This window comes from Pusillimonas sp. SM2304, assembly GCF_031628915.1.
Lineage (GTDB): Bacteria > Pseudomonadota > Gammaproteobacteria > Burkholderiales > Burkholderiaceae_B > Pusillimonas_C.
This window is the reverse complement of record NZ_JAVLUJ010000002.1, coordinates 1,184,277-1,198,674: the sequence shown is the minus strand read 5'-3', so window position 1 is coordinate 1,198,674 and position 14,398 is coordinate 1,184,277. Positions and strand designations below refer to the sequence as shown.

At 61.3% G+C, this 14,398-nt stretch carries 13 protein-coding genes; 10 read left to right on the top strand and 3 right to left on the bottom strand.

The genetic code is table 11. The annotated features are described in order from the left end of the window. Window positions 1-16: 16 nt before the first annotated feature. Window positions 17-388: a hypothetical protein gene (locus tag RE432_RS14605; RefSeq protein ID WP_310934143.1), complete on the bottom strand. Its 372-nt coding sequence runs from the start codon at window positions 386-388 to the stop codon at window positions 17-19. Continuing rightward, entirely contained in the window at window positions 389-1,741 is a 1,353-nt protein-coding gene (locus RE432_RS14600) for an acyclic terpene utilization AtuA family protein (protein ID WP_310934142.1), read from the bottom strand. 95 nt (window positions 1,742-1,836) lie between these two features. On the opposite strand from RE432_RS14600, the gene RE432_RS14595 reads away from it, so the two are divergent. The 10 genes from RE432_RS14595 (at window position 1,837) to sufT (ending at window position 13,586) form a co-directional block, all read left to right on the top strand. Next, a complete protein-coding gene (locus tag RE432_RS14595; protein ID WP_310934141.1) occupies window positions 1,837-2,784 on the top strand; it encodes a LysR substrate-binding domain-containing protein in 948 nt (315 codons plus the stop codon). Further along, the gene (locus tag RE432_RS14590) at window positions 2,781-4,577 is read left to right on the top strand and encodes an ABC transporter ATP-binding protein/permease (RefSeq protein WP_310934140.1); all 1,797 of its coding nucleotides are present in this window, start codon (window positions 2,781-2,783) and stop codon (window positions 4,575-4,577) included. Before RE432_RS14595 ends, RE432_RS14590 begins: the two co-directional genes overlap by 4 nt. A 385-nt stretch (window positions 4,578-4,962) precedes the next feature. After that, complete coding sequence (locus RE432_RS14585) at window positions 4,963-7,104, top strand: TonB-dependent siderophore receptor (protein WP_409079879.1); 2,142 nt, start codon at window positions 4,963-4,965, stop codon at window positions 7,102-7,104. 122 nt (window positions 7,105-7,226) lie between these two features. Continuing rightward, the gene (locus RE432_RS14580) at window positions 7,227-7,754 is read left to right on the top strand and encodes an SUF system Fe-S cluster assembly regulator (RefSeq protein ID WP_310934137.1); all 528 of its coding nucleotides are present in this window, start codon (window positions 7,227-7,229) and stop codon (window positions 7,752-7,754) included. Beyond that, a complete protein-coding gene (gene sufB, locus RE432_RS14575; protein ID WP_310934136.1) occupies window positions 7,751-9,223 on the top strand; it encodes a Fe-S cluster assembly protein SufB in 1,473 nt (490 codons plus the stop codon). The genes RE432_RS14580 and sufB overlap by 4 nt, the downstream gene beginning before the upstream one ends. 14 nt (window positions 9,224-9,237) lie before the next feature. Continuing rightward, window positions 9,238-10,008 carry a Fe-S cluster assembly ATPase SufC gene (sufC, locus tag RE432_RS14570; protein WP_310934135.1) on the top strand — a complete coding sequence of 257 codons (771 nt, stop codon included), beginning with the start codon at window positions 9,238-9,240 and terminating at the stop codon, window positions 10,006-10,008. Next, on the top strand, window positions 10,005-11,312 hold the full coding sequence (gene sufD, locus RE432_RS14565) for a Fe-S cluster assembly protein SufD (RefSeq protein WP_310934134.1): 1,308 nt from the start codon (window positions 10,005-10,007) through the stop codon (window positions 11,310-11,312). Before sufC ends, sufD begins: the two co-directional genes overlap by 4 nt. Further along, window positions 11,309-12,562, top strand: a complete 1,254-nt coding sequence (locus RE432_RS14560; protein ID WP_310934133.1) for a cysteine desulfurase — start codon at window positions 11,309-11,311, stop codon at window positions 12,560-12,562. The genes sufD and RE432_RS14560 overlap by 4 nt, the downstream gene beginning before the upstream one ends. Before the next feature lie 2 nt (window positions 12,563-12,564). After that, entirely contained in the window at window positions 12,565-13,020 is a 456-nt protein-coding gene (gene sufU / locus RE432_RS14555) for a Fe-S cluster assembly sulfur transfer protein SufU (protein ID WP_310934132.1), read from the top strand. Window positions 13,021-13,031: 11 nt separating this feature from the next. Next, complete coding sequence (sufT, locus tag RE432_RS14550; protein ID WP_310934131.1) at window positions 13,032-13,586, top strand: putative Fe-S cluster assembly protein SufT; 555 nt, start codon at window positions 13,032-13,034, stop codon at window positions 13,584-13,586. A gap of 29 nt (window positions 13,587-13,615) precedes the next feature. On the opposite strand, the gene RE432_RS14545 is transcribed toward sufT, so the two are convergent. Then, window positions 13,616-14,365, bottom strand: a complete 750-nt coding sequence (locus RE432_RS14545) for a response regulator transcription factor (protein ID WP_310934130.1) — start codon at window positions 14,363-14,365, stop codon at window positions 13,616-13,618. Window positions 14,366-14,398: the final 33 nt, after the last annotated feature.

Here is a 14,398-nt window from a genome sequence, read left to right as displayed (position 1 = left end):
TGGTTTTTTTAAGAGGTCAGGCGGTCACTTCGGGAAGGGTCTTGGCCAGTTCGCTGTCGACTTCAACAGGAAAGTCGAGCAGATAGAAGGACAAGGCCTTGCCGTGCGTATCCAGGTTGAGGGCGTCGTTGACGCCGCCGTCCAGAATGCCATGAAGCACGAAGTTCATAGCGTTGATGGATTCGATCAGGTAGCGCTGCACATGGGTGGGATGGCGAAAGGCAAACCAGTGTTGCAGCGCCGCTTCAGTCAGCTGTTCTTCCAGCAGCGCGAAATACTCGGGTTTCCAGGCAATGACGCTGATGTTCGAGATGTCTCCCTTGTCGCCGCTGCGGCTGTGCGCCAGCCGGTACAGGGGGACGGTGGTGGTGTTCCGGTCCCGGGACATTTACTGCTCCTCCATGAAGCGCCAGCTGGCGGGGGCAAGGTCCCGCGGCACGGTGCCCGACAGGCTGTTCAGGCGCGGGCGCAGCGATGTCCTGACGCCGCCGCCGCCCGCCGGGCCGCAGGTATACAGGGCGGTGACCTCGCGCAGCACGCGTTCGGCCACTTCTTTTTGCGCATGGGCGCCGGCGATGCGCAAGCGTATGTCGCGCGCCCGGGAGGGCGCCTGGCTGCGCAGATAGTTGCCGTCGTCGTCCGAGAAAAGACTGACCGCGCCGATCAGGTCGACGCGCACTTTCATGGCGGAGCCCAGGCGTTTCAGGATGGTGTCCGCGGCCAGCCGGGCGCGGGCCTCGGCCTGCACGCCGGCGTAAGAGATTTCGGCCTCGGCCAGCCAGCCGCCGTGGTAGCAGATGTTCACCTTGAGCGCGTCGGGCCGGGGGTGGCCGGTCACGTTGTTGACGCGGACGACATCGTCGGCGGTTTGCGCAACGGTGACCCGGCTGATGTCGGCGCTGACGTCGGGCGTCAGATAGGCGGCCGGGTCATGGACCTCGTACAGCAATTGTTCTTTGACCGTCTGCTCGTTGACCACGCCGCCTGTGTTCATGGCCTTGCTGATCGACAGCTCGCCCGATGGGCTGATGTCGGCAATGGGAAAACCCAAGGCATCCATGCCGGGCACATCCTTCAGCCCGGGAACGGCAAAATAGCCGCCGGTCACCTGCGTGCCGCATTCCAGCAGATGGCCGGCGATGGTGGCGCAACCCAGCCGATGCCAATCGTCGTCGGCCCAGCCGAAGTGGGCCAGGGCGGGGCCAAGGACCAGCGACGGGTCGGCGACCCGGCCGGCCACGACAATATCGGCGCCGGCGCGCAAGGCCTGGGCGATTTCGCTGGCGCCCTGATAGGCATTGACGCTGACAATGTCCAACTGGTCGAAGCCCGGACCCAGTTGCTCGCGCAGGAAGGCCAGTTGCTCAGGCTGCGCAAGTTGATCGCCCGACAGCACGGCAATGCGCGGCGCGCGTAGCTGCAGTTCCTGGGCCAGTGCCATGATCCGTCGCGCGGCTGCGGGCGGGTTGGCGGCGCCGAAGTTGCTGACGATGCGAATGCCATGCTGCAGGCAGGCCCCCAGCGCGGGGCGCAGCAAATCGGCCAGCAGGGGCTCATAGCCCAGTTCGGGGTTCTGGTTCTTGGCCAGTTGCGACAAGGCCAGCGTGCGCTCGGCGAGCGTCTCGAAGATCAGCGCGTGTCCGCCGGATTGGATCAGCGTATCGACGACGGGCATGACGCCGTCGGTCCGGTCTCCTGAAAAACCGGTGGCGCACCCGATCTTGAATGAAGTCGTCTCCATGAATCTGTAAATTCCTTATGGCTTTGGTCGTACTATAGGGGGGCTTGATTGATTAGTTAAATAGAAATATCTTATTCATTGATACTGGTTTTTTTATGAATCTGTCATCGCGGCAGTTGCGCGCCTTCGTGGCCCTGGCTCAAGAGCGGCATTTCACCAAAGCGGCGGAGCGCTGCCATCAGACGCAGCCGGCTTTCAGCGCCCTGATCCGTTCGTTGGAAGACGCGGCCGGGGTGCGCCTGTTCGATCGCACCACGCGCCGGGTCGAGCTAACCCCTGAAGGACGCTTGTTCAACGAGTCCGCGCTGCGCCTGCTGAACGATCTGGATGCGGTCATGGGCGACATTCAAGACCACGTTGCCATACGCAAGGGGCGCGTTTCCGTCGCGGCCTTGCCCTCGCTTGCGGCGGGCTGGCTGCCGGGCATTTATGCGCAGTTCCATGCCCGGTTTCCCGGCGTCGAGCTGCAACTGCACGACGCGTTGCTTGAGCCTTGCCTGGACATGGTCCGGCGCGGCGCGGTGGATATCGCGGTGGCGGCCCAGGGACTGGATATGGGCGGCTTGCAGGCTGAACCCTTGTGCGAAGATTATTTCCACCTGGTTTGCCGCGACGATCATCCGCTGGCCCGGCGCAGTGTGGTTCACCTGCGCGAACTCAAGGGCAATCCGATCATCCAGTTGGGCAAAAGCAGCAGCATCCGGCAGAGCTTGGCTCGCAACGCGGCGTTTTCAGGGCTGGACACCTTCCTGGAGGTCGATCATCTGGCGACGGTCACCGGGCTGGTGGCTGCCGGCCTGGGTGTCAGCCTGGTGCCTTCCATGACCTTGTTCCAGTTCGGGCATGAACGGATCAGGGTGGTGCCGCTGGCGGCCAGAAGCCGGATGAAGCGCTCGCTGTACCTGATACGCCGCAGCGAGAAAAGCCTGTCCAGCGCCGCGCAGGCCTTCTACGATGTGCTGCTGGCCCAGCGCCAAGGCCTGGCGCAGGCCTTGGCGCCCAGTACAATGCCGGACGCCGCTACTTCCCGCTCTTCCACATGAAATTCTCTCACCGGGCGACGCCGCCCCGCCGACGCAACGACCTGCACACCCTGAAATCACTGTTGCCCTATGTCTGGCAATTCAAGTGGCGGGTCATTGCGGCCATGGCCTGTCTGGTGGCGGCCAAGGTCGCCAGCGTCATCCTGCCTTTGTACCTGAAGGATATCGTCGACCAGCTTAGTGTGCCGGCCACGCTGCTGGCCTTGCCGGTGGCTGCGTTGTTGGGCTATGGCTTTGCGCGCCTGGCCTCCAGCGTGTTCGGCGAACTGCGCGATGCCTTGTTTGCCCGGGTCACCCAGGGCTCGATACGGCGTATTGCGGCGCAACTGTTCAAGCACCTGTTTGCCCTGTCCCTGCGGTTTCACATGCAGCGGCAAACCGGCGGCTTGAGCCGGGACATCGAGCGCGGCACCAAAGGCATCGGCTTCCTGCTCAATTTCATGGTGTTCAATATTTTGCCCACCCTGCTGGAAATCAGCATGGTGGCGGGCATCCTGCTGTGGCGCTACGACTTTCTGTTTGCCGTCGTGACACTGGGCACGATTGCGTCGTACGTCGTGTTTACGCTGGTGGTCACCGAAAAGCGCATGGTGTACCGGCGCAGCATGAACGATCTGGACAGCAAGGCCAACAGCAAAGCCATCGATGCGCTGATCAATTACGAAACAGTCAAGTATTTTGGCAATGAAGGCTACGAGCTCGACCGCTACGACCGGAATCTGGGGAAATGGGTCGATTCGGCCGTCAGGAACCAGGTATCGCTGAACTTTCTGAATATCGGACAGGGCGCCATCATTACCGTCGGGGTGACGCTGCTGCTGTGGCTGTCGGCCGATGGCGTAATCAAAGGGGGCATGACAGTGGGCGATGTGGTGCTGGTGTCGGCCTACCTGACCCAGTTGTATGCGCCGCTTAACTTCCTGGGATTCGTCTATCGGGAAATCAAACATGCGCTGGCTGATATGGAGCGGATGTTCGACCTGCTGGAACAGGGGCAGGAGGTGTCGGACCGGCCCGGCGCCCGCAAGCTCAAGACCAGCCAGGCCTCGATTGCATTCAAGCATGTGGACTTTGGCTATGAAGAGAACCGGCAGATTCTGTTTGATGTCGATGTGACGATACCGGCCGGAAAAACGCTGGCCGTCGTGGGTTCGTCGGGCGCCGGCAAATCGACATTGTCCCGGCTGCTGTTCCGTTTCTATGACGTGACCGCCGGTGCGATCACCATCAACGGCGTGGATATCCGCGACCTGACCCAGGCCAGCCTGCGCCAGCACATTGGCATTGTTCCGCAAGATACCGTGCTGTTCAACGACAGCATCCTGTACAACATCGCCTATGGGAATCCGCTGGCCACGCAAGATGAAATCATCCAGGCCGCGCGGGCGGCCAGCATTCATGACTTTATTGCGGGGTTGCCCGACGGCTATCAAACGCAGGTGGGCGAGCGCGGCCTGAAACTGTCGGGCGGAGAAAAACAGCGTGTCGCCATCGCGCGGACCTTGCTGAAAAACCCGCCGATCCTGATCCTGGACGAAGCCACCAGCGCGCTGGACACCCGTACCGAACGATCCATACAAGACGAACTCAACCAGATTGCCCGGGAACGTACCACGCTCATCATTGCGCACCGCCTGTCCACGATTGTGGATGCGGATGAAATCATCGTGCTGGAGCACGGCAAAGTGCTGGAAAGGGGCCCGCATCGCGCCTTGCTGGCCCAGGGCGGACGCTACGCCCAGATGTGGACATTGCAGCAGGCGGGGCGCGACATCGACCTTGCCCAGGCATGAGCATGGCGCGTGCGTGCCGGGAAGCGGGACGGTCCGGCTATTTGAATGAAGGCAGGCTTGGCGGGTGGGCGCCGGAAACGTAAACACGTATTCGCAAGCATCCATTCAATATTAATAATAAGAATCAATATCATTATTGTTATATAATCACCGGGCCTTTTCACTCGGGGTTTTTGTATGTGCTTCCCGATCCCGGCGAGAGGGAGGGGAATGTGCGCAAGATCACGTCCGGCGCCGCCGGTCGGGGCTCAGGCGCCAAACGCAAACAATACATAAAATGAGGTAAACCCTAGTGATCGAGCATACTTTACGCACGCGCAAGGCCCGTGCGGCCCAGGTGTCCAGGCGCAAGCCGTCTGTTGCATTGACCACCCTCGCCCTTTCAATGGCGGTCGCGTTCGCCGCAGCGCCTGGGCGTTCGCAGGCCCAGGGCGCCACATCGGCGACAGGGGCGCCTGGCCAGCCCGCCGGCGACGCCGTGCAACTGGACGCGGTGGTGGTCAACGCCAACCAACTGGGTGAAATTACCGAGGACAGCGGCTTATACACGCCGGGCGCCATCGCCACGGCAACCCGGTTGGTGTTGACGCCCCGAGAAACGCCGCAGTCCATCAGTGTGATCACGCGCCAGCAGATGGATGACTTCAACCTGACATCGATTGATGATGTCATGGAATACACGCCCGGCATCAGCGTCGTGACCTACGACAGCGAGCGCACGGAATATTATGCGCGGGGATTCGCCATCCAGAACTTCCAGTACGATGGCATACCCATGACGCGCAATTCGGCCTACTCGGCAGGCAACACGCTCAGCGACACCGCCATCTACGACCGCATCGAGGTGCTCAAGGGCTCCACCGGCCTGCTTACCGGCAGCGGCACGCCGGGCGCCACCATCAATCTGATCCGCAAGAAACCTACGCGCGACTTTCGCGGCCACATCTCGGCGGGAGCAGGCCGATGGGATGACTACCGGGGCGAGGTGGACGTGAGCGGGCCGCTGAACGAAAGCGGAACCTTGCGGGCGCGCGGCGTCGCCGCCTATCAGGACAAAAAGTCGCACCTGGACCGATACGGGCGTGAAACCGCAGTGTTCTATGGCATTCTCGAGGCCGACGTCACCCCCGACACGCTGCTGACATTGGGATTCGACTACCAGGACAATAAGCCCAAGGCCTCCACCTGGGGCGGCATTCCCTTGCTGAACGCCAATGGCCAGTTCAATGACATGCCGCGTTCGTTCAATAATGGCGCCGATTTCAGCCGTTGGGAACAATACACCCGCACGGCATTCGTTACGCTCGAGCATGCCTTTGCCAACGACTGGGTGGCCAAGGCCCAGTTCAACCATCAGATCAATGGTTACGATGCGAACCTGGGGGCGGCGGCCAGCGGATTCCCCAATCCGGCCGACGGCTCGGGCGTTTCGATGTGGCTTGGCCAGTACATCGGTAAAACCAAGAGCGATGCGTTCGATGCCTATCTTAGCGGTCCGTTCAAGCTGGCGGGGCGCGAACACGAACTGGTCGTGGGCGCCAGTATTTCTGAAAGCCGGTGGGAAAACGATGGCTACTGGAATGCGCCGGGCTATAACACCAACGTCACGGATTACTACAACTGGCAGGGCAAGGTGCCGGCGCCCGCGTGGCCGGGCGGCCCCGACTACACGGACGACGAAACCACGCGGGAACGCGGCCTGTATGCCGCCGCGCGCTGGAACCTGCGCGATGACCTGAAGCTGATCACCGGCGGGCGCTGGGCCACGTATCGGAACAGGACCCAGAATATGGACGAGTCGGGCGTGTTTGTGCCTTACCTGGGCATTGTCTATGACTTGAACGATATCTGGTCCGTGTATGCCAGCTACACCAGCATCTTCAGCCCGCAATCGCTGCAGGACGAGCAGGGCAAGACGCTCGATCCGCTGGAAGGCAACAACTATGAAGCGGGAGTCAAGGCCGCATTCTTCAATGGACGCCTGAATGCTTCGGCCGCCGTTTTCCAGCTCGAGCAGGATAATTTCGGCATTGAAAGCGGCGGCACCACACCGTCGGGGGGCGTGGCCTACCGCGCGGCGCAAGGGGTCAAGACCAAGGGCTTTGAAGTCGAGCTGTCGGGGCAGCTGACGCCCGCGTGGCAGGTCAGCGCCGGCTACACGCACAACGTGTCGCGCCAGGAAGGCGAACGTGTCAGTACCCTGACGCCGGCCAACCAGTTCAGCGTGTTCACCAGCTACAAGCTGGACGGACGGCTGTCGGGCCTGACGGTTGGGGCCGGCGCCCGCTGGCAGGACAAGACCTGGGGCATGATTTCGGCACCCAGCGGGGACTCCGTCAAGCATACGGTCGATGACGTGCTGCTGGTCGACCTGATGGCGCGCTACGACTTCACCAAGCAGTTGTCGGGGTCGCTGAAAGTCTCGAACTTGTTCGACAAAAAGTACTACACCATATTCAGTTGGTACAGCACCTACACTTGGGGCGAGCCGCGCAATATTATGGCCAATTTGCGCTACCAGTTCTGACGCCACGCCCGGCCGGCCCCATCACTTGGCGGATGGGGCGCTTGCTGCCGGGCTGTTTTTCCGTTTAGCCCCCGCGCTTCGCTGTTTTCGGTTTGACGAATACAGTACCAAAGCAGTACTATATGGTTATTGTAGCGAGTCGGAGGCAGCGGGTGCTGCGTATCAGCAAAATCATCGATTACGGGACACTGGTGCTTACCCATATGGCGGGTAGCCCAGACCGTGTATTCAGCGCGTCGGACCTGGCCAGTACATTGGGGCTGGGTCAACCGACTGTCAGCAAGATACTGAAGCTGCTGGGCCAGCACGAACTGGTCATTAGCAGCCGGGGCGCGCGCGGCGGTTACATGCTGGGAAAACCAGCCAGCCAGATCAGTGTGGCCGATATTATAGACGCACTTGAAGAACAGCCCTTCGGGCTGACCGAATGCACCGCTTTGCCGGGCGCCTGTAGCGTCGAAGCGGGCTGCCACATACGCACTAACTGGCAGCGCATCAATGCCATTGTCAGGCGCACGCTCGAAGATGTCAGCGTGGCCGACATGATCCGCAGCACACCTATTGAATTTCCTATGAACATGCAGCCGGTTACCAAATCTAGTGTCCGGACTGAAGCAGCACGTCCCACGACATGGAGTCAATCTAAATGAATTCCTTAACCGAACCCACCGTGAAACCCGCTGCCGATCCTATCGAGTCTTTTCTTGATCGCGAGTATTCGGCGGGGTTTGTGACGGAGATCGAATCGGTCACGATTCCCAAGGGTCTGTCCGAAGATACCATCCGCCTGTTGTCGGCTAAAAAAGGCGAGCCCGAGTTCATGCTCGAATGGCGTCTTGCGGCGTATCGCCACTGGCTGACCATGGATTTGCCCGAATGGGCCAAGGTCAGCTTTCCCGCGATCGACTTCCAGGATATCAGCTACTATTCGGCCCCTAAAAGCAAGAAAGACGGCCCCAAGAGCCTGGACGAGGTCGATCCCGAACTGCTGCGCACTTACGAAAAGCTGGGTGTGCCCCTGCACGAGCGGGCGCGTCTGGCCGGTGTCGCCGTCGATGCCGTATTCGACTCGGTATCGGTTGCCACCACCTTCCGCAAGCAGCTGGCCGAGGTCGGGGTGATTTTCTGTTCGTTCTCGGAAGCGGTCAAAGAGCATCCGGAGCTGGTGCGCAAATACCTGGGTACCGTGGTGCCGCCGGGCGATAATTTCTACGCCGCCTTGAACTCCGCCGTTTTTTCCGATGGCTCTTTCGTCTTCATCCCCAAAGGGGTGCGATGTCCCATGGAGCTGTCCACGTATTTCCGCATCAATGCGCAGGATACCGGGCAGTTCGAACGTACCCTGATCATTGCCGAAGAGGGCGCCTCTGTCAGCTATCTGGAAGGCTGTACGGCGCCCATGCGCGACGAGAACCAGTTGCATGCCGCAGTGGTCGAGCTCGTGGCGCTGGACGATGCCAAGATCAAGTACTCCACCGTACAGAACTGGTATCCGGGCGATAAAGACGGCAAGGGCGGCATCTATAACTTCGTGACCAAGCGCGGCGACTGCCGCGGGGCGCGCTCGCGCATTTCCTGGACCCAGGTCGAAACCGGTTCGGCCATCACCTGGAAGTACCCCAGCGTGATCCTGCGCGGCGACGACTCCACGGGCGAGTTCTACTCCGTGGCGCTCAGCAACCATCGCCAGCAGGCCGATACGGGCACCAAAATGATTCACATCGGCCGCAACACGCGCAGCACGATTATTTCCAAGGGGATCTCGGCCGGCTACGGCAGCAATGCCTATCGCGGCCTGGTGCGCGTGACGCCCAAGGCCGAGAACGCGCGCAACTACACGCAGTGCGACTCGCTTCTGATCGGCAGCCATTGCGCCGCGCATACTTTCCCCACTATGGAAGTGCAGAACCCGTCGGCCAGCGTCGAGCACGAAGCCACCGCATCGCGCATTGGCGAAGACCAGTTGTTTTATGCCATGCAGCGCGGCCTGTCCGCGGAAGACGCCGTATCGATGATCGTGAACGGCTTCTGCAAGGAAGTTTTCAAGGAATTGCCCATGGAATTTGCAGTCGAAGCACAGAACCTGCTCGGCGTGAGTCTGGAAGGCAGCGTAGGTTAATAGAGAGGCTAGTAATGCTGAGTATCAAGGATCTGCACGCTTCGGTTGAAGAAAAATCGATACTGCGTGGTTTGAATTTGGAAGTCAAAGCCGGCGAAGTGCACGCCATCATGGGCCCCAATGGGTCGGGCAAAAGCACCTTGTCGCAGGTATTGGCCGGTCGCGAAGACTATGTCATAGAGCGCGGATCGGTCGACTGGATGGGGCAAGACCTTTTATCCATGCCGATTGAAGAGCGCGCCCGGTCGGGCCTGTTCCTGGCGTTTCAGTACCCCATCGAGATTCCGGGTGTATCCAACGCCTATTTCCTGCGGGCTTCCGTCAACGCCGCGCGGCGCCACCAGGGCCTGCCCGAACTGGACGCCATGGACTTCCTCAAACGCGTCAAGGCTGAAATGAAAACCGTCGGCATGCGTGAAGAATTTCTTTACCGTTCTGTCAACGAAGGCTTTTCGGGCGGGGAAAAGAAACGCAATGAGGTGCTGCAGATGACCCTGCTCGAGCCCAAGCTGGCGATTCTGGATGAAACCGACTCCGGGCTGGATATCGATGCCCTGAAGGTGGTGGCTGACGGCGTCAACCGTTTGCGTTCGCCCGAGCGCGCCCTGATCGTCATCACCCACTACCAGCGCCTGCTGGACTATATCGTACCCGACTTTGTGCACGTGCTGGCGGGCGGACGTATTGTCCGCTCGGGCGGCCGCGAACTGGCGCTTGAGCTCGAAGAGCACGGCTACGGCTGGGTCAGCGAACTGGCGGCCACGGAAAAAGGGGCCGCGGCATGAGCACTGTACAAACCTGGGTGGCCGACTTCGCGGCCCGCGAACAGGGTTTGACAGGCGCCGGCATCCCCTGGCTTGCGGCCATGCGCAAACGCGCCATCGAGCGATTCGCCGATGAAGGCTGGCCGACTACCAAGCACGAAAGCTGGCGCCACACTTCCTTGGCGTCTCTAGAGCAGCAACAGTTCCTGCCGGCTGCGCAGTCGTCCGTCGCCGATCTGGCCAGCCGGATCAAGGCGGGCGAAGCCGGCCATTGGCTGGTTTTTGTCGATGGCCGGTTCGCGCCGGATCTTTCCGATATCGGTGTGTTGCCCCCGGGCGCCCAAGTGCTGCCGCTGTCGGGCGCGCTGGCCGATTCACCCGAGTCGGTGCAAGGCCTGTTCGGCGCGGAAACCCAGGGCGCCAGCACAGTCGCGCTGAATCTTGCGCTGGCCAGCGACGGGGCGGTCATACGCCTCGAGCGCGGCGTAGCGCTCGAAAAACCAGTGCACATTGTCTTTATTGCCGCCAGCCAGCAAGCGGCAAGCTTTCCCCGCAACCTGATCCAGGCCGGCGCCGCTTCGCAAGCCGTCATTGTCGAGCATTACGTTGGGCAGGGCAGCGGCGCCAGCCTGACCAATGCTGTGACGCGGGCCGAACTAGCGGCGGATGCCCATATTACGCATCTGAAGCTGCAGCAGGAAGACGAGCAGGCTTTCCATCTGGGCACGATCGATGTCGTGCAGGCCAAAAGCTCGGTGTACAACTCGCACTCCATGTCGTTCGGCGCCCGTTTGGCGCGCCATGACATCGCCACCGACTTTACGGGCGATCATTGCGAAACCCTGCTGAACGGCCTGTACTACGTCAACGGCCGCCGGCATGTCGATCATCACACGCTGATCGGGCATTCCCGGCCGCATGGCGTCAGCCGCGAATACTATCGCGGCATTCTGGCCGACACCGCGCGCGGCGTCTTCGGCGGGCGGATTCTGGTGGCGCCCGGCGCCGACAAGACCGATGCGGTGCAGCGCTCCGACAGCCTGTTGCTGTCGCGCATGGCCAAGGCCGATGCGCGTCCCGAGCTCGAAATCTATGCGGATGACGTCAAGTGCGCCCATGGCGCCACCGTGGGCCAGATCGACGAGAACAGCCTGTTCTACCTACGCACGCGCGGGCTGGATGAAGCTAGCGCGCGCAGGGTGCTGACCTATGCGTTTGCGGCCGAGGCGGTATCGCGCATCGAGCCCGAGGCACTGCGGCGCCGGGTGGTTACCGCCATCCGCTCGCTGGTGCCCGATGGCGCCGAATTGGGGGAGTTTGCATGAACGCAGTGACGACCGCGGCCGCGCACGCGCCGCAATTGAACCGTACGGCCGATTTCCCCATCTTGTCCCGTCCGCTGAAAGGCCGCCGGCTGGTGTATCTGGATAACGGCGCGACCACGCAAAAGCCTTCGGCAGTCATACAGGCCGAAAGCCAGTATTACGAGCAGTCCAACGCCAATATTCATCGCGGCGTGCATTGGCTGTCGCAGCATTCCACCGATCTGTACGAGCAGGGACGTGAAAGCATCCGGCGCTTGCTCAATGCCGGGCGCCCGGAAGAAATCGTCTTTACCCGCGGTACGACCGAAGCCATCAACCTGGTGGCCCATAGCTGGGGCCGGGCGAACCTGAAAGAGGGCGATGAAATCCTGATTACCGGGATGGAGCACCATTCCAATATTGTGCCGTGGCAGTTGCTGTGCGAGCAGACTGGCGCGCGTTTGCGCGTCGTGCCCGTCACCGACAGCGGCGAGCTCGATCTGGATGCGTACCGGGCATTGCTCGGGGCCCGCACCCGCCTGGTCGGCATCGTGCATATTTCCAATGCGCTGGGCACGATCAACCCGGTTGCCGAGATGACGCGCCTGGCCCACGAGGCGGGCGCGCTGGTGCTGGTGGACGGCGCGCAGGCGGTGGCTCACCAGGTCGTCGATGTTCAGGCGATCGGCTGTGATTTCTATACCTTCTCGGGCCATAAGCTCTATGGCCCCACCGGCATCGGCGCGTTGTATGCGCGCTACGATATCTTGAAGGACATGCCCCCCTGGCAGGGTGGCGGCGACATGATACACACCGTCAGCTTCGAGCGTACGACGTATGCCGATGTGCCGCAGCGATTCGAAGCGGGCACGCCCAATATCGCCGGCGTGATCGGCCTGGATGCCGCCATTCGCTATGTGTGCGGCATCGGGCTGGACAACATCGCCGCCCATGAACATCACCTGCTCGATCTGGCGACCGCGCAGCTGTCGTCCTTGCCCGGCGTGCGCCTGATCGGCACCGCCGCCGACAAGGCCGGCATATTGTCCTTCGTGGTGGACGGCATACATCCGCACGATCTGGGCACCATTCTTGACACGGAAGGGGTCGCCATCCGCGCGGGCCATCACTGCGCGATGCCGCTGATGACCCGTTTCGGCATACCGGGCACGGCGCGCGCCTCGCTGGCCCTGTACAACACGGAAGACGATGTGACCGCGCTGATGGCTGCATTGCGCAAGGCACAAAAGTTATTTGGAACAGGGCAGTAAGCATGAGCGATCAACACAGTGATTTACGCGAGCTTTATCAGGAGGTGATCTTCGATCACAACCGCCACCCGCGCAACTTTCATGCGATCGACGATGCCAATCACCGTGCCGATGGGCACAACCCCCTGTGCGGCGATCAGCTTACCGTATATGCCGTCGTCAAGGATGGCGTCGTCGAGCAGGCCAGTTTCGTTGGCCATGGCTGCGCCATCTCGACCGCATCGGCATCACTCATGACGGAAGCGGTCAAGGGCAAGCGGGTGGAAGAGGTCGAGGCGCTGTTCCGCGATATGCATGCGATGCTGACCGAAGCGCACCCGGAAGCGCGCGACTTCGGCAAGCTTGAGGTCCTGTCCGGCGTGCGCGAGTTTCCGGCGCGGGTCAAGTGCGCCACGCTGGCCTGGCATACTTTGCACAACGCGATTACGCAGGCGCGCGATACGGCGCGCACTGAATAAAGAGGCCAATCATGAGTTACACGCGTCAAGACGTCATCGTCAGCCGGGATTGCCCTGCCGTGACGGTTCCCTACGGTTCGCCCGTCACCATCGAGAAAGGCTGCGAAGCCACGATTACGCAGCAGCTGGGCGGCAGCTATACCGTCATGGTCGAAGGCAATCTTTACCGGGTCGAAGGCGTGGATGGCGACGCCCTGGGTTTCGAGCCCACCGAAGACGCTTTGCACGTGCATGATGGCCCGGTGACCGCCCAGTCTGTCGAAGATGCCGCCTGGAGCTTGCTGGCGACCTGCTATGACCCCGAAATCCCTGTCGATATCGTCAACCTGGGCTTGGTCTACAGCTGCAAAGTACTGCCTGTCGCCGACGAACTGTATCGCATCGAAGTCCAAATGACGCTGACCGCTCCCGGTTGCGGCATGGGCACCTTCATTGCCGACGAAGCGCGCGGCAAGCTGCTGTCCATTCACGGCGTGGACGAAGTCAAGGTGGATCTGGTGTGGGACCCGCCATGGAGCCGGGAAATGATCAGCGAGCCGGCGCGCCTGCAAATGGGGCTGCTGTAAAGGCCATCACGCCGCGCGGGCGGACCGGGTCAGCTTAGGGCCGCCTGCTGCTTGGCCGTCTTGATATTGGGCCAGCCCAAGGTGGCTCCCCGCGACACCGCCACGTACACCGCCGCATTCCGGCTGTGTACGTCCAGCCGCTGGTATAGCATTTCTGTATGGGCCTTGGCTGTGGCGACTGAAATATTCAGCAGGCGTCCAACCGTTTTCATGGGATAGCCGCGCGCCAGCAGAACCAGTACTTCATACTGCCTGGGGGTCAAGCCCAGTTTTTCGCATTCAGAGGCCGGCGTATTGGCCACCGTGGCCGCGGCACCCGCATCGGGCCAGCTTATGGGTTCCAGGTGTTGAACCAGCGTGGCGGGTTGCGGCTGCTTTTCGGCGGCGCTTGGGCTGGACCGCAAAGGAAAGCACGTTCCTCCCGCCAGGACCAGCTTGACCGAGGCCTGCAAGACTTCGGGCGCGGCATTCTTGGGAACGTAACCGGCAACGGTCGGCGGGCAATTATGCACCCAGTCGGGCATGCTGCTGCTTTCCGAAAGCAAAAGAATGGACTTGGGATCGTAGGCGTGGCTTGCGGCAGCGGTGAGTTTTTGAATGTCTTCGAACGAGGGGATGGAAAGCATCAGCAGCTCGCAACCTTGATCCTCTGCGTGGACTTCAGACAAGGCGGAATAGTCGATGCCTTTGGCGTGGCTGTCCGGCAGGCAGGCGGACAATAGTTGCAGAATACCTAGCCGTAGTAGTGGATGCGGCTCAACGACAATAATAATGGGCATGTCGCATTACTCCCCAGTGGCGTTCGCTTCGAT